13 protein-coding genes are annotated in these 16341 nt (G+C 57.2%); 3 read left to right on the top strand and 10 right to left on the bottom strand.

Annotation, left to right across the window (positions count from 1 at the left end; translation table 11 throughout):
- Positions 1-137: 137 nt before the first annotated feature.
- The 4 genes from ACTG2O_RS11815 to manA all read right to left on the bottom strand — a co-directional run bounded on the left by ACTG2O_RS11815 (position 138) and on the right by manA (position 7237).
- Positions 138-890 (bottom strand): DNA/RNA non-specific endonuclease, encoded by a 753-nt coding sequence (locus ACTG2O_RS11815; protein ID WP_439975826.1) that lies wholly within the window; start codon positions 888-890, stop codon positions 138-140.
- A gap of 233 nt (positions 891-1123) precedes the next feature.
- On the bottom strand, positions 1124-3016 hold the full coding sequence (locus ACTG2O_RS11820) for a PTS fructose transporter subunit EIIC (protein ID WP_439975827.1): 1893 nt from the start codon (positions 3014-3016) through the stop codon (positions 1124-1126).
- Between the two features lie 520 nt (positions 3017-3536).
- Entirely contained in the window at positions 3537-5177 is a 1641-nt protein-coding gene (locus tag ACTG2O_RS11825) for a methyl-accepting chemotaxis protein (protein WP_439975829.1), read from the bottom strand.
- Between the two features lie 860 nt (positions 5178-6037).
- Positions 6038-7237, bottom strand: a complete 1200-nt coding sequence (gene manA, locus ACTG2O_RS11830; protein WP_439975831.1) for a mannose-6-phosphate isomerase, class I — start codon at positions 7235-7237, stop codon at positions 6038-6040.
- 129 nt (positions 7238-7366) lie between these two features.
- On the opposite strand from manA, the gene ACTG2O_RS11835 reads away from it, so the two are divergent.
- Entirely contained in the window at positions 7367-8242 is an 876-nt protein-coding gene (locus ACTG2O_RS11835) for a helix-turn-helix transcriptional regulator (RefSeq protein WP_005361632.1), read from the top strand.
- 156 nt (positions 8243-8398) lie between these two features.
- Positions 8399-9652, top strand: a complete 1254-nt coding sequence (gene icd / locus ACTG2O_RS11840; protein WP_005347179.1) for an NADP-dependent isocitrate dehydrogenase — start codon at positions 8399-8401, stop codon at positions 9650-9652.
- Positions 9653-9724: 72 nt separating this feature from the next.
- Here the strand turns inward: icd and ACTG2O_RS11845 are convergent, their stop codons facing one another.
- From ACTG2O_RS11845 to dsdX, 3 genes are all read right to left on the bottom strand, one after another.
- Complete coding sequence (locus tag ACTG2O_RS11845; RefSeq protein ID WP_005337712.1) at positions 9725-9901, bottom strand: hypothetical protein; 177 nt, start codon at positions 9899-9901, stop codon at positions 9725-9727.
- Positions 9902-10209: 308 nt separating this feature from the next.
- A complete protein-coding gene (locus tag ACTG2O_RS11850) occupies positions 10210-11541 on the bottom strand; it encodes a D-serine ammonia-lyase (RefSeq protein ID WP_439975833.1) in 1332 nt (443 codons plus the stop codon).
- A gap of 16 nt (positions 11542-11557) precedes the next feature.
- Complete coding sequence (dsdX, locus tag ACTG2O_RS11855) at positions 11558-12895, bottom strand: D-serine transporter DsdX (RefSeq protein ID WP_439975834.1); 1338 nt, start codon at positions 12893-12895, stop codon at positions 11558-11560.
- Between the two features lie 223 nt (positions 12896-13118).
- Here dsdX and dsdC point away from each other — a divergent pair, with 223 nt between their 5' ends.
- Positions 13119-14063 carry a DNA-binding transcriptional regulator DsdC gene (dsdC, locus tag ACTG2O_RS11860; protein WP_075115218.1) on the top strand — a complete coding sequence of 315 codons (945 nt, stop codon included), beginning with the start codon at positions 13119-13121 and terminating at the stop codon, positions 14061-14063.
- 164 nt (positions 14064-14227) lie between these two features.
- On the opposite strand, the gene ACTG2O_RS11865 is transcribed toward dsdC, so the two are convergent.
- From ACTG2O_RS11865 to ACTG2O_RS11875, 3 genes are all read right to left on the bottom strand, one after another.
- Positions 14228-14404, bottom strand: coding sequence for a hypothetical protein (locus ACTG2O_RS11865; protein ID WP_005337704.1), 177 nt, complete (start codon positions 14402-14404; stop codon positions 14228-14230).
- 291 nt (positions 14405-14695) lie between these two features.
- On the bottom strand, positions 14696-15145 hold the full coding sequence (locus ACTG2O_RS11870; RefSeq protein ID WP_005337703.1) for a C40 family peptidase: 450 nt from the start codon (positions 15143-15145) through the stop codon (positions 14696-14698).
- 194 nt (positions 15146-15339) lie between these two features.
- Complete coding sequence (locus ACTG2O_RS11875; RefSeq protein WP_005337702.1) at positions 15340-16248, bottom strand: hydrogen peroxide-inducible genes activator; 909 nt, start codon at positions 16246-16248, stop codon at positions 15340-15342.
- Between the last annotated feature and the right edge of the window lie 93 nt (positions 16249-16341).

Raw genomic sequence — 16341 nt, forward strand, 5'->3', positions numbered from 1 at the left:
CGTCGGGTGATGCCACACCTGTGGCCGCAACGGGTCAGCAGCCATCTGAAAGGGACAGGGGGAGCGTGACTCCCCCTCCCTCTGTTGCGATGCAAGACAGATGGAGTGTCAATCCATCTGTTGGCGAGTGTTCGCGGTCAGTTCCACATCGGGGAGACGCGGGTTTCCAGCGTCTCTTGCTGCTCTTCGGGCATATCGCTGAAGAAGTTGAGTTGGGTCTGCTCTTCCACCTCGCGTACCGAGACCCGGTAGTCGGCGATCTGGCTGATGGGCACCTCTTCCTGCGGCATGATAAAGGCGATGGCCTGCAGTTTGGCCGGGTCCATCACGATCTTGTAGTAGGCGCTCGGGATCGCCACACCCTGACCGATGGACTCTTCAGAGCCGGTAAAGATGGGGCCGGTGATCACCTGCACATCCTTGCGGGAAACTGCCCACTTGTTGACCTTGTCCTCCAGCACGCGCCACGCTTTCTGGTTGAGCACCCCGACCTGCGGCGTCATGTTGCTCAGCAGGAAGCTCTCTTTCATAGTGTTCTTGTTCGATTTCATGTCCCCCGCCGGGGCCTGATGGCCACGGTCGTAGCCCGAGCCCTTGTAGTCGGAGAGGGTGGCGCGGTAGGCAACCGGGATCTCCCTGTCCTCGGCGAAGGCATCCTTGCGCGGCACTGTGCCCTGTGCGCTTTGGGCGGTCATCCGGTAGGAGACCCAGTCCGCCACCTTGTAGTCGTAGTTGTAGCCGACCGCATACCCTTCACGGCAGAGCTTCTGATCCGATTCGGAGGGCAGACCAAAGCGCACGTGCTCGCCACACGTCCAGTGGGCTGCCAGCAAGGGGGTGGCAGTGAGGGTGAGGGTAACAGCCAGAACCAATTTATTGATTTTTATCATTTTTGTGATGCTCCAGTTTAGTAGGTGGAGCCATTTGACATGAGATCTGACCAGCGCTTCAATTGCTGTTTTTTTACACGTCGCCGTTCTGTGACGGCTCGCCAAGATCCGTGATGTGACTGGTTAATATGTTTTAAATCAGTGGCTTGGTCGGTGGGATGATATGCGGTTGCTCGGCAGGCAACGAAAAGGGGCCCGTGATGGGCCCCTTGTACTGGTTGGTCTGACTGCTATCAGGCGGCGTTTGCCTTGTTGCCCAGCGTGCGGGCCAGCAGTGCTTCCGGATTGTGAATCGCCTCCTTGGTCTTCACATCGATGACCTCGATATTGGTGAAGCGCTCGCGGTTCTTGATGGCCACATCGTGGGCGAAGATGACGCAGCGGGCGTTGGCGACATCCTTGGCGGTAATGCGGTTGATGATGCCGTTGGCGCCCTGGGTCTCGACCTTGATCTTGATCCCCTGCTTGGCGGCGGCCTTCTGCAGGCTCTTGGCGGCCAGGAAGGTGTGGGCAACGCCAGACGGGCAGGCAGTGATGGCCAGTACGTCCGCTTCTCCTTCCGCTTCAATGATCTCGAAGCTGGTTTGGGTGGTGGTCACGTCATCTTCTTCGCTCACTGGCTTCTTCAGCAGGTTGACGATGATGGCGGTGGTCAGGGCGCCGAGGATGGTGCCGAGAATGTAACCCATCTTGCCTTCCACCACCGGCAGGACAATCCAGCCACCCCAGGGTGCGTGGTTGATACTGTGCATCATAAAGCCGGTGATGTTGCCGACGATACCGCCTGCGACGATGGCCGGGATAACGCGCATGGGGTCAGCGGCAGCAAACGGGATGGCACCTTCACTGATACCGATCATCCCCATGATGGCGGCCGCTTTACCGGATTCACGCTCCTCTTTCTTGTAACGCTTCGGAGACATAAAGGTCGCCAGTGCCATACCGAGCGGCGGCACACAGATGGCGATACCGACGCCGCCCATCAGCCAGGGCTGGGTGTTGACCTGAGTCTGGGCAAACAGGGTAGCAACCTTGTTGACCGGGCCGCCCATATCGAAGGCGGTCATACCACCCAGAATGGCCCCCAGCATCACTTTACCTGAGCCCGCCATGCTGGAGAGCCAGAGGTTCATCCCTTCCATCATGGCGGCGATCGGGGCGCCGATCCCCCACATCACGATGCCACACACCAGGAAGGTACCGATCAGCGGATAGATGAAGATGGAACCAAGCGAGGTCATTGAGTCAGGCAGCTTGATCCGTTTGAGCTGATTGACCACGAAACCGGCGATAAAGCCCACCAGAATGGCGCCGAGGAAACCGGTTTGATAGTGCTGAACGGCAATCCAGGAGCCGATCATGCCCGGGGCCAGGCCCGGCTTGTCAGCCAGCGAGTAGGCGATGTAGCCACCCAGTACGGCAGTAAACAGGGTCAGACCGGCGATACCCATGGTCGCCATGTCTTTGAGGAAGCCCGCTTCCGGCACGGCGCCCTTGCCGCTCATCATCACCGACAGGGAGAGCAGCACACCGCCTGCCACGATAAAGGGGATCATGTGGGAAGTACCAAACAGCAGGTGCTGCTTCATGGTGTTGAGGCGATCCTTGAAGGTGCGATCGGTGGGTTCAACCGGAGCAGAGGCCTCCGGTTTGGCGGCTGGCGCCGGTTTTTCCATTTTCGGGCCCTGTTTGAGCAGGGTCAGCGCTTGCTCAACAGTAGTGGCCGCCTTCATCTGCTCGATAAAACCGGGTTCCAGCAGACGGGTAGAGAGCTCCGCCAGCACTTCGATATGGTGGTTGGCACCGCCATCCGGGGAGGCGATCATGAAGATCAGCTGGGTCGGTTTGCCATCTTCGGCGCCGTACTCGATACCCTGACGGCTGACACCGATGGCAATGGCCGGACGGCTGACCACCTTGCTCTTGGCGTGGGGCAGGGCGACACCCTGCTCGAAGCCGGTGCAGTCCAGCTGCTCGCGGGCCCAGATATCCTTGACGAACTGCTGTTGATCAGACACGGCGCCATCGCGCGCCAGCATCTGTGCCATCTCGTCGAATAGAGCCTCCTTGCTGGTGGCCTTCAACTCCAGGCAGATGAGTCTGCCGTTGGTCATGGTGGGTAACATATTACTCTCCTGGCTCCGTTGCCGAGCCGCATGATGGGGGGAACAATTGACCTGGATATTGTTCTCCCGTTGGCGCGGTGCCGAAATCGGACAAATGTGCCGTTTACTGGATTTTTGTGCTGTGCAAGTCGTCATGTGACCCAGCTCGCATATCATCACAAAAGCAAATTCATACCGATATGTTTATTTTTTCAAACAAAAACAATAATTTGTAAATACATCTTGCTACTTGCATGAGTGCGGCAAAAAGGTTTCGCCTTCGGAGGTATGGAGATTTGTGTGCTGCTTTGAGGGTGGAAAATGTGAAGGTGCTGGCAAAACGCGTTGAGAGAACAATCAGAAAGAGGGAGGGCTGCTCTTGATGTGAGTTAATCCCTCCACTGATCACTTGTTATGTTCATCATTGGTGTCTTCGGGTTTTGTATGGTTCCTTATTTGACAAAGCCCGCCACTTTTATGAATGGCGGGCTGTTTAGTGCTTCAGCCTTATTGGGCTGATGAATGAGGGGGGCAATCGGGGCTATGTCCGAAACTTGCGTACAACCTCCTGCAGTTGTGTTGCCAACAGGTTGAGGTCGTTGCAAGCCTGAGCCATTTGTTTGGCGCCGGTCGCCACTTCTTCCGAGGCATTGCTGATGTTGACTACATTGCGATTGAGCTCCTCGCTTACCGCCCCCTGCTCTTCAGTTGCGGTGGCAATCTGAATATTCATGTGGGAGATACTGTTAACCGAGCTACTTATTTCGGCAATAGAGGCTCCCGCTTCGCGAGCTGTGTGGACCGTCTCGGACATCATATCCTGACTTTGTTGCATGGTGACGCCCGCTTCGTTAGCACGCTGCTGCAGTTCGGAGATGATGTGGTTGATCTGGGAAGTGGAGTCTTGGGTTCGTTTGGCCAGAGTGCGGACTTCATCTGCTACCACGGCGAAACCACGACCTTGTTCACCGGCTCGGGCTGCCTCGATTGCCGCATTCAGTGCCAGCAGGTTGGTTTGCTCGGCAATTCCCTGAATGACTTCAAGCACCATGCCGATATTTCGGCTGTCATCACCCAGCTGGCGGATCACCAGAGCAGTCTCTTCGATGGCGGTAGCCACCTTTTCAATCCTGCCGATTGAGTCATTGACGGTCTCGCTGCCTTGTGCGGCTGTGTCGCTGGCCGACGTTGCTGCGCTGGCGGCGTCGTTGGTATTGCGGGCCACCTCCTGTACCGTGGCTTGCATCTCGTTCATGGCTGTGGCCAGCTGATTGAGCTCATGCTGCTGGGCGCCCATGTTGTTGGCCGATTGCTGGGCCACCGCGCTAATCTCTTCGGCTGCCGCGCCCAACTGCACTACCGAGCCGGAGACCTCGTTGACCAGCATGCGCAGATTGGATTGCATCTCGTTGAACCCTTGAGCCAGCTTACCCAGTTCGTCATGGGAGAATTGCTTCATGTCGAGTTGGCTGGTGAGGTTGCCTGCCGCCACCTGGCGGGTCTGCTCCAGCAGGGTCATCACAGGATTTCGGATCTGCCGGATCAGCAACCAGGCCACAATAACGACGAACAGCAAGGTTAGCGCACCGACTGTAGTGCTCAGCAGTTTGGCCCGTTCATAGGAAGCCTCACTCTGCTTGGTCAGCAGGTTGGCGACCCGATCGTTCTCCTTGCGAAGCTCCAGACCATCCTGTCCGGCCTGCTCAAGGGCTGCGCGGGATTCGTTTTTGATCAGCGACTGCACCTTGGCAATATCTCCCTGCCGTATGGCTGTTTCCAAGTCACCATGAGCTGAAAAATATTTGGCTGCTGCAGTTTTAAGCTCTGCAAACATGTTGCGATCTCGCTCCGACACAAAAGGCATAGATCCATACCGTTGCTCGGCGGCCATGTACTGACTCTTTGCCGCTTCGAAAGACTGTGTGCTGCTGTTGAGGGAGTAGGGATCCTTGCCCAGTGCATCTATCACCATGTTCAGTTCGGCACGGCGAGCGTCCAGCAAGGACACATGCATCTGGCTGGATGCCCGGATGGAGGGAACGATATTATCGCTGACCTCACTGGCGTCACGGTAAATATTGGAGAGTTGTAAAGTGGCAAACCAGGCAAAACCCAGCATCAACAAAGCGAGAGTGGTAAACGCCATGGTCAGCTTTTGCCCAATTGTCATTTTTGTCAGCATATATCCTCTTTTATCTATTTTTGTCAGCGGATCTTTGTGTGAAATTTATATCGGCGAATAGATGTGATACCTTAAAAATAAATCAAATAAAAGAGATCTTAATCACAGAGGGTATTTAAGGACTATTTCTTTACTGCAATGAGGTTTGGCTGGCATATCAAAAAATAAATATCAAATCTCTCATTACCCTGCTTTTAAATTGATTTAATTGTCAGTTCATGCGGCCTGGCTTTTTACGGATTACGTCAGTCGAAGGTGTGGCGTAAAATAAAATGTGCTACATATCATAATCTTATGGTTTTTTTAAGTTGTTATTTTCGATAGAGATCGAATGTTCTGCTTGGAATTAAATTATAGAACGACTAAAAAATAGGGCCGCATCTCGAAAATTCAAAAGAGATTCCTTTCGTTTGCATTATTAATGGCTCTGTATGGCTACGTGTGCTAAATGTTTACAGACCGAATGATGATGGCTGGGGAAAGGTTTAATGGCGATGCATCTATGTGCTGTTTTAGTTTTCATCAGGGGGTGAAAATAGTAGAGAGTAGAGTTGTTATTTTTATGGCCTCCATTTTAGCCGGATACTCAGAGTGTCGCCGTTGCTTGTGCAGGCTGGAATTTTCTTCGTTTCAGCAAACCAAGTCATCTGCATCAGGGTAGTGCCAAGCTCAGGCGACAAACCTGTGGAGCTGGTTGTGGGCAGGATGCAGTCAGGGATGGACTTCAGAGCGAGATGCCTGAAGGAAGGTAGGCATAAGAGAGCAGTAGAGATACAGACGGACTTGACTGGTAGGCCATATTGCTCTGTTGGGAGGGGGAGGCATATTCCCCCTCCAACGAGAGTCGGCTCTTATGCTGATTAGCAGCGGTTGCCGGCGCGGGCGACCCGCCCTTCGGCCAGCAGTTGATAACTGCCAGTCGCTGCAGGAATAAAGGCTGATTGCCCCTTTTCCAGACGCAGTGACTGTTCGCCCTGCTTGAGGATCACGGTTGCATCGATGGCAAACAGGATCTCGGCGCTGGCAGTGGTGAGCTGATGCTCGCCAGCCGGGTAGACGCTGAAAGTGAAGTCAGGTACCGGCACGTCGAAGTGCTGTACCGCGCCATCACAGCGGGGGGCCAGCAGGATCTGGTCATCCGGCTTGGGCAAGCAGCGGGTGCAATCCAAAAGCTCTGCCACATCGATGTATTTGGGGGTGAGGCCGGCGCGCAGTACGTTGTCGGAGTTGGCCATGATCTCGAGACCCGTGCCGCGCACATAGGCGTGCGGGGTACAGGCATCGAGGAACATCGCCTGACCTGGCTCAAGCGTCACCACGTTGAGCAGCAGCGGCGAGAATAGGCCCACATCTCCCGGGTACTGGGCCGCCAGACTGGTGATGAGGGCAAACGTCTCCTCATCCTGATGGGCGGCGGCATAGGTCAGCAGCCCTTCCAACGCCTCCTCCTTGCGCGCCCCTTCCAGTACCAGCAGCTGGTGGAAGAAGTGCTGCAGGCCCGCTTCATTCTGGCTGGCGGCAAGGGCAGCGGTCAGATCGGCGATGGCCGCCAGATTGACCCGCTCGAACAGTGCCAGAATGGCGGGGATAGCGCGAAAGCCGTTCATCGCCTGATAGGGGGTGAGGGCAAAGACCAGCTCCGGCTTGTGGTTCGGATCCTTGTAGTTGCGATTGCTCGCCTTGATATCGATGCCTGCGGCCTCCTCTTTGGCAAAGCCCGCTTTGGCCTGAGCCTTGCTCGGGTGCACCTGAATGGAGAGAGCCTTCTCGGCACACAACACCTTGAACAGGAACGGCAGGCTGCCAAAACGGGCGAAGGTGGCCTCACCCAGCGCGGCGGCCGGGTCACTGTCGATCACCGTAGAGAGCTTTTGCACACTGCCCGCCAGCGTCACCTCGGAGCAGCCGTTGGGGTGAGCCCCCATCCAGAGCTCGGCCTGGGGTTTGCCTTGCGGGTTGGGAATGCCAAACAGGGTGGTGAGGGAGTCATGACTGCCCCAGTCATAGCCTTGAATCGGGTTTTGCATCAACAGAAAGGAGGGCAGATCGCTACTGCTCATAAGGGACGCCTCGTCTAGTTTGAAGAAAATCGGGTGCAGAAAAGGGTGGCATTACTGCTGTGGACCGGACTATAACATGGGCGGTCGCGCGCGCCGCAACCGCTTGCCTCTCTCTTGATCAGGATCACCATGTCTCTCATCTTCAGCCAACTGCTCGACGGAGCCCTGAGCGAACAGGTTCCATTTGACCAAATCTGGTTTGCCAGTGAACAGGGGGTGCCACCCAGTTTCAGCTATCAGGTCAACTTTCCCCGCCTCGAGCTAGTCTTTAGCGGCGAGTATCTCAACCAAATTTGGGACAGGGAGGAGGGGGTCAGAGAGATCAGTGTATTGCCGGGACAGGCGCTCTATATCCCTCCCAACGGCTGGAACAAGCCGCTCTGGACCACTGACTGCTCGGTGCTGAGCCTGCTGTTTGGCAAACGCCAGCTGGGGTTCAGTCTGGTGAGCAAGCGCCGTGAAGATCCCGATTTCTTCGATGTGCAAAAGCACAGCATCATGGCGCGGGCGGGCCATGTGATCGAACACATTCTGGCTGCTCTCAATGTGCTGACCGAGGATCCCGGTCGCTCCCCCACCGATGATCACCTGCTGCAGGCCCTGCTGGCGAGTGCCCGTCAGCTGTTGCTGGAGTCCGCCACGGATCGGCCACGGGGGGCAGAGCTCTTTCACGGGATCTGCATCTATATCCAGGAGAACTTTCACCGTCCCATCACCCGTGACTCCATTGCCCACCGCTTCAACGTTTCAGCCAGCCATCTCTCCCACCTGTTCCGCGAGCAGGGTCATATGCGCCTTGCCGATTACATCAGCTGGGTGCGGATCGACCGGGCCAAATTCATGCTGAAAAAGTACCGCTTTCGTCTTGAAGAGGTGGCCAGTCGCTGCGGTTACAGTGACGTGAACTACTTCTGCCGGGTGTTCAAACAGAAGACCGGCTTGACCCCTTCCCAGTATCGTTCCCTGAGTCAGCCGCAAGCGGCGGCCAGCGAGCTGGAGGGATAACGGGGCTGTGTCGGGAGGGCGTGGTGACGGCGCACTGGCGGGTGGCTACCTCTTTGGTCTGACATGCTTTCTTGTCGTTTTATTATGAAAATGAATGGGCTAAGATGGCCGCGCGCAACAAACAAGTTGATAACAAACGGAAGTTAGGAGATGCCGATGGAAAGCAAAGTAGTAATCCCGACCCAAGGTCAGAAAATCACAGTCGATGCCAACGGCAAGCTGCAGGTTCCCAACCATCCGATCATTCCGTTTATTGAAGGGGATGGCATCGGTGTTGACGTAACCCCGGCCATGTTGAATGTGGTGAATGCTGCGGTCGAGAAAGCCTACAAGGGCGAGCGCAAGATCGCCTGGATGGAGATCTATACCGGCGAGAAATCGACTCATGTCTATGGCGAAGGTGCCTGGCTGCCGGCCGAAACCCTGGATTTCATTCGTGAATATTGCGTGGCCATCAAGGGCCCGCTGACCACGCCGGTCGGTGGCGGTATTCGCTCCCTCAACGTGGCTCTGCGTCAGGAGCTGGATCTCTACATCTGCCTGCGCCCGGTGCGTTACTACGACGGCACCCCGAGCCCGGTGAAGCGTCCTGATCTGACCGACATGGTGATCTTCCGCGAGAACGCCGAAGACATCTACGCCGGTATCGAGTGGAAGGCCGACAGCGCCGAAGCAAACAAGGTGATCGCCTTCCTGCAAAACGAGATGGGCGTGAAGAAAATTCGCTTCCCCGAGTCCTGCGGGATCGGCATCAAGCCGATGTCCAAAGCCGGTACCGAGCGTCTGGTGCGTGCCGCCATCGAGTATGCCATCGACAACGATCGCGACTCCGTGACTCTGGTGCACAAGGGCAACATCATGAAGTTCACCGAAGGTGCCTTCAAGGATTGGGGCTATGCTCTGGCCCAGAACGAGTACGGTGCCCAGCTGATCGATGGCGGCCCATGGTGCTCCTTCAAGAACCCGAAAACCGGCAAGACCATCGTCATCAAGGATGTCATCGCCGACGCCTTCCTGCAGCAGATCCTGCTGCGTCCGGCCGAGTATGACGTCATCGCCTGTATGAACCTCAACGGCGACTACATCTCCGACGCGCTGGCCGCTCAGGTAGGCGGTATCGGTATCGCGCCGGGTGCCAATATCGGTGACGGCGTGGCCCTGTTCGAGGCGACCCACGGTACTGCACCGAAGTATGCCGGTCAGGACAAGGTCAACCCGGGCTCCCTCATCCTCTCTGCCGAGATGATGCTGCGCCACATGGGTTGGGTCGAAGCGGCCGATCTCATCATCAAGGGGATGGAAGCGGCGATCCGCAACAAGACCGTCACCTATGACTTCGAGCGTCTGATGGAAGGGGCCACCCTGCGCTCCTGCTCCCAGTTTGCTCAGGACATGATCGACCAGATGTAATCTGCTGCTTGCCAGAAACGCAAAACCGGCGCCATGTGCGCCGGTTTTTTTATCGCGAAAGAGTGCAGGGGCTTATTGCGCCTGCTCTACGTGTTGCTGATAGCGTTGCTGCCATTTGCTGGTTTCTGCTTCATCACCCTGGGCCTTCCAGAAGGCGCAGATGGTGTTGGCAAGTTCCGAAGCCATCGCGTGATCTCCGTCACGTCGACTCATCAGATAATCTCCCAGCCAGCTTTGATATTGTTTCATTACCCGATCTCCTTATCTCATGTGCCCTTGAGGGTGCCCACCTTGATGGGAGCCTATCGGCTCATCCTGGGGGAAACATCATCAGGCATGATGGTGCAAAGTCACGACCCGGGCAGAGAGCCTGATGGGCAATCTGGCGGCGAACGTGACGCGAGATGTCAAAAAATGAGCGCCATTTTAGCACAAACTGACCAACTTGGGGAAATTGTCGCCATGGATTGCGACAGAACTGCTCCATCCCCTTGTTCCCAAAACAGAAAACCCGCCGTGATGGCGGGTTGATTTGCAGATAAATGTGGCAAAACAGCCTAGATCTTGGCGCTGGCCAGGTACTTTGCCATCTCTTCGGCGGGCACCATGCCACCGCCGGTGGCCCACACCAGATGGGTGGCCTGTGCCATGGTTGCGGCATCGCAACCGCGCCCGGTGAGCCACTCGGGATTGGCTGCCACCCGCCACGGGCCGGCCATACCCGCCAGAGCAGAAGGTTCGAGTGTGATCTGCTCATCGCGCGCCAGCAGTCCCAGCAGGTCATACATCTCCTGATCGCTCAGGGTGTAGAAGCCCGCCAGCAGCCGCTCCATGGCGCGGCCGACGAAGCCGGAGGCGCGACCTACCGCGAGGCCATCGGCTGCGGTGAGGTTATCGATGCCCAGATCCTGCACCGCAATGGCATCGTGCAATCCGGTGTGGACTCCCAGCAACATGCAGGGGGAGTGAGTGGGCTCGGCGAAGAAGCAGTGGACGTTGTCTCCGAACGCGAGCTTGAGACCAAAGGCCACGCCGCCCGGGCCGCCACCCACGCCGCAAGGGAGGTAGACAAACAGCGGGTGGTCGGCATCCACCTTGATACCCATCTGGTCGAACTGCTTTTTCACCCGCTCGCCTGCCACCGAGTAGCCGAGGAACAGGGTGCGGGAGTTCTCGTCGTCGATAAAGAAGCAGTTGGGATCGCGCTCGGCCTCTTTGCGCCCCTGTTCCACCGCCACCCCGTAATCTTCGGCATATTCGACCACGATGACGCCGTGTTCACGCAGCTTGCGCTTCTTCCACTTCCGCGCATCGGCTGACATGTGGACGGTGACGGTAAAGCCGAGCTTGGCGCTCATGATGCCGATGGACATGCCGAGATTGCCGGTGGAGCCCACTGCGATGCTGTACTGGCTGAAGAACTGGCGAAACTCGTCGCTGAACAGTTTTCGGTAGTCATCCTCTTCGCAGAGCAGTCCCGCCTTGATCGCCAACTGTTCGGCGTGAGTCAGCACCTCGTAGATACCGCCTCGCGCCTTGATGGAACCGGAGATGGGCAGGTGACTGTCTTTTTTCAGCAGCAGTCGACCGGTGACCTCAACCCCGTAGCGCCGGTTGAGCGTAGCCTGCATCGCCGGAATAGCGGCGATCTCGGACTCCAGAATACCGTTGCTGGCGCGGGTCTCGGGGAAGGCTTCGCACATGTATGGGGCGAAGCGGGCCAGCCGAGCGGAAGCGTCCGCCACATTGTTGTTATCGAGCCCCACATAGGGCAGACCGGCAGCCAGAGTGGTGGTGTTGGGGTTGAACCAGGTGACTGGCTCAAGCGCGATCAGGGATTGCACCAGTGGAAATTGCGCTGTGAGCTGTTGGACGTCGATGTTTTTCATAGTGTTCTCGGTCTTGTTACACGATAAAGGAGAGCAGGAAAGTACCGGCCAGCGCCATCAGGGAGGCAACAAAGGTGGCGGTGGTGTAGTACTTGAGCGTTTCGTTCAGGGTGGCGCCGCAATACTGCTTGACCAGCCAGAACAGAGAGTCGGTCACCATGGTGCAGCCAATAGCACCGGAGCCGATGGCCAGGGTCATGATCTCCGGGCTTATGTTCGGGTAGTGCACCATGATGGGGGAGACGATGGCGGTGGCGCCCATCATGGCGACGGTGGCGGAGCCCACGGCGGCGTGCAGCACGATGGCCACCAGCCAGGCCAGCAGAATCGGGTGCATATCCAGCTGGGAGAGGATAGTGGCCAGACTATCGCCCAGGCCGCTTGCCTTGAGCACGCCGTTGAAGGCGCCGCCTGCCCCGATGATGAGCAGGATATTGGCGATGGAGGAGAAGCACTCCTCGGTCTTGTTGAGCAGCCCTTCCATCTTCATCTGCTGGCGGAGCCCCAGCACGTAGTAGGCGGTGAAGGCGGCGATAAACATGGCGGTGATGGGGTTGCCGATAAACTCCAGCACGGTGTAGAGGTGGCTGGCGTGCTCCATATTGAGCTCGGCGACCGTCTTGGCCAGCATCAGCAGGATGGGCAGCAGCACGGTGAAGAGCGAGGCTCCCAACGTTGGGAGAGTTGCTTCATCGCGGGCCTTGATGTTGGCAAAGGCTGCGGGCACCTCCTTGAACGGGAGCCGGTTACCCAGCAGCTTGAGGAACAGCGGGCCGCCCACCAGCGAGGCAAACAGCCCGACCGCGAGGCCATAGACGATGACCGAGCCGACGTCAGCCCCCAGCTGATTGGTGACGTAGAGGGCTGCCGGGTGGGGCGGCACTATGCAGTGCACGGCCATCAGGGCGGTGCAGAGCGGAATGGCCAGGGTCAGCAGCGAGGTTCTGGTCTTGCGGGCGATGGAGAAGGCGAGCGGGATCAGCAGCACTACCCCCACTTCGACAAACAGGGTGATGCCGCACACCAGACCGACCAGTACCATGATGACCTGAGGCGAGAGCCAGCGGCATCTCTGCAGGGCGAGACCGATGCGCTCCGCCGCCCCCGACACCTCCATCATCTTGCCAAGTATGGTGCCAAGACCGATGACTGCGGCGAGAAAGCCTAGCGTGCCGCCAATGCCCGCTTCCATGGCATTGACCATGTTGACCGGGTTCATCCCCATCAGGGTGCCGACATAGAAGCTAGCCAGCAGCAGGGCAAGGAAAGGATGAACCTTGCCCTTCACTATGGTAACCACGATAAGAACGATGCTACTTAGCAAGGTAGCGATGACCCATACCTCTGAACTCATACTGCGCCTCGACATCTGTTGTGTGTGATTGTTTATGCGCTTATTGAATGAAAATGAGGCGGGGCTGACAAATGATGAAATCGACCACTTGGGTGATCTGAGGTGATGCAAAGGCACTACATTGGTCACAATTTATCTAAATCACATTCTTTGGGTCTTTTGACTTCATCCTGAAGGTGGCCTGCGGGTGTATCATCGGTGGCCATTGCGAAGAGGGGGATGAATGTATAACGGGGATAATTACATATCGCGCAACAAGCTGCTGAGTGGCTACCAGCTGGCCAAGTTGCACACCTTCGAGGCGGCCGCCCGCCACGGATCCTTTGCCATGGCAGCTGATGAATTGTCGCTGAGTCCCAGTGCCGTGAGTCACCGGATCAGCGCGCTGGAAGAGGAGCTGGGCTTCAAGCTCTTTGAGCGTTTTCACCGCAAGGTGGTACTGACGGCGGATGGGCAGCGGGTGTTCTGGGCGCTCAAATCCTCGCTGGAGTTCATCAATCAGGAGATCCTGGAGATCAAGAATCAGGAGCTCTCCGGTACCCTGACCATCTATTCGCGTCCCTCTATTGCCCAGTGCTGGCTGGTGCCCAGGTTGGCGGATTTTTCCCGCCTGCATCCGCAGATCGAGCTCAATATCATCACCGGCAACGAGAACATCAACCTGCATGGTTATGGCATCGATTTGACCCTCTATTTCGATGAGAAGAGCCCGGAGCGGCTTGCCATCCATCCGCTGATGGATGAGTTCATGCTGCCGGTCTGCAGCCCGGAATATGCCGAGCAGCACGGGCTTGTCGGCAATCCCGCCAACTTGTCCTTTTGCCGTCTGCTTCATGATCGGCAGGCATGGGGATTTGACTCGGATACCGACGAATGGAGCAGCTGGGCTCGCCACGCCGGGGTCAGCCTCGAGGCATGCCAGCTGAGCATGGGTTTTGATCGCTCGGATCTCGCCATCATCGCCGCCATGAATCACGCCGGGATCGCCATGGGGCGCAAGAATCTGGTGAGCAAGCGACTGGCACGCAACGAGCTGGTTGCCCCTTTTGCCGGGCTGGAGGTCAAGTGCGAGCAGCGTTATTACATGGCGACCCTGCCCAATCGGGCGTGTCCCAAGATCCAGGCCTTTATCGACTGGGCACAGGGGATGGCTGCCGAGATGGAATGAACAGAGGCCGGTGCGCAAGAGCAAAATGAAGATGGTAAAGCGCGAGTGAACGAAGGTAGCGGTTTAACGTAGCGGGAAAATTGGGGGAGAGGGGTTGGCTGATGGTGGTTGGTCGCGAGTGGCCTTGCTGCCAACCGTGGCTGGCAGCAAGGCAACGGTCGGGATCAGGTGGTCTTTTCCAGATGGTTCTGGTAAATCTGCTGCCACTTGTCCAGTTCGTTTTCATCACCCTGCTGCTGCCAGAACTCGCAGATGGAACTCGCCATCTCGCATGCCATGGCGTGGTCACCGTCACGGCGACTCATCAGGTATTGCCCCAGCCAGCTTTGATACTGTTTCATTGCACGATCTCCTTATCTATTTAACCCTTGATACTGCAGCTGTGGGACACCCGTCCGGCAGTGTTGCGCCACACTCCACTTTCGCCGCGCGTGTTGTCAATCAGGACAGAGAGCGTATGAGAAAAAGGCAAAAGTGTTAAAAATTGGCCACCACCTTATCACAAAATGGTGTGATATGCAGGCTTTGGGTCCAATTGAGTTATAAGCGCGGGTTGTGTATCCCGACATAGCGACAGGGATTGACGGAGAGTATCGGCACGCAACTTGTGTCACGAGCAGGCGTGTGGCCGGTTACTGGGTCACCCGACGCGCCTGCCAGTAGCGACTGTTCCAGTAGACGTTGTCGAGGCGGGAGCGGATCACTCCCTTGCTGGTGGAGGCGTGAATAAACTCGCCGGCACCTGTGTAGACCCCCACATGGTACTGTTGCCAGCCGGTCTTGAAGAAGACCAGATCCCCGTGTTGCAGCCGGTAGCGATCCACCGGTTTGCCAATGCTGGCCTGAGATTCGGTGGTTCTTGGCAGGTTGAAGCCCAGCACCTGACTGTAGGCGAGCTGGGTGAAGGCGGAGCAGTCTAGCCCGGCGCGGCTGGCGCCGCCCATGCGGTAGGGAACACCGCGCCATTGTTGGTAGAAGCCATCAAAGGCACTGCTCTGCCGGGGGGCCGGAGGCGGCTCCGGCGTGCTGGAACAGGCGGCCAGCAGCAGAGTCAGCAGGGATAGCAGCAGCTTGCGATACATCGGGCTCTCTCCACGGACGGGTCTACCAAACGAGACATTTATCGAACGCTATATCCTGCCAAATCGTTCTGGGGGCAGGAGGGCACGCGACAACTTTTCCATCATAAACAGGGATCTGGCTCCAGACCTAGTCTCCGAGAGGAAAAATGTAGCGGGGAGCTGAAAAACGCCAACCCGAGGGCTGGCGTTTGTTGTCACTCGTTGTGGCTGATCAGCGGTTTAAGCAGCTCGGCCAGTTTGTAGAAGGTCTGTACCCGGGTGGTGCTAGGGCGCCAGACCAGCCCAATCTCGCGATAGGAGGTCTCTCCCGGCAGCGGGATGGCCACCAGATCGGAGTTGGCAAGAATGCCGGCATCGATGGCCATCTGCGGCAGGAAGGTGGTGCCAAGACCCGCTTCCACCATTTGTACCAGGGTGTGCAGGCTGGTGGCGGCGAACGGGTTGATCTTGCTCTTGTCCCGCAGGCGGCAGGCGCTCACCGCGTGCTCGGTGAGGCAGTGCTCCCGCTCCAGCAGGAAGATGCTCTGGTTGGGCAGCTCCTTGTAGTCGAACGGGGTATGCAGACCGGCCGCCATGCTGGCGGGCATCACCATGTGGAACGGATCCTGGCCGACGGTCTTGCAGTGAAATCCACCGATCTCGATGGGCAGGGCGAGGATCAGCAAGTCGAGCTGACCCTGTTCCAGTTGCTTGAGCAGATTGCTGGTGGTGTCTTCACGCAGCAACAATTCGAGGTCAGGATAGGTTTTGCTGCACTCTTTCAGCAGTTTGCTCAGCAGGAAGGGGGCGATGGTGGGAATGCAGCCAAGACGCACCGTCCCCTGCATCACGCCACCCTGATGTTGCCCGAGCTCCATCAGATCCCGAGCATCGGAGAGCAAATTGCGAGCGCGCTCGACGATTTCCATGCCGACCGGGGTCATAATGAAGCTCTTGTGGTCCCGCTCCACCAGTTGCAGGTTCATCATGTCCTCCAGCGTCTGGATCCCGGTACTCAGGGTCGACTGGCTGACATGACAGGCCTTGGCGGCGCGGTTGAAGTTCTTGTGCTCATCGAGAGCGACCAGATATTGCAGCTGTTTGAGGCTGGGCCAACGTTGCATAGAAAAACCCGATTAATGCTATCTATTTAATTTGATTTAACTAATCTACCACCGGGTCTATAGTTTGTCGCTTGAATTAGATGGACTTGGCTC

Origin of the sequence: Aeromonas sp. 61P (genome assembly GCF_051919545.1) — a bacterium.
Lineage (GTDB): Bacteria > Pseudomonadota > Gammaproteobacteria > Enterobacterales > Aeromonadaceae > Aeromonas > Aeromonas veronii.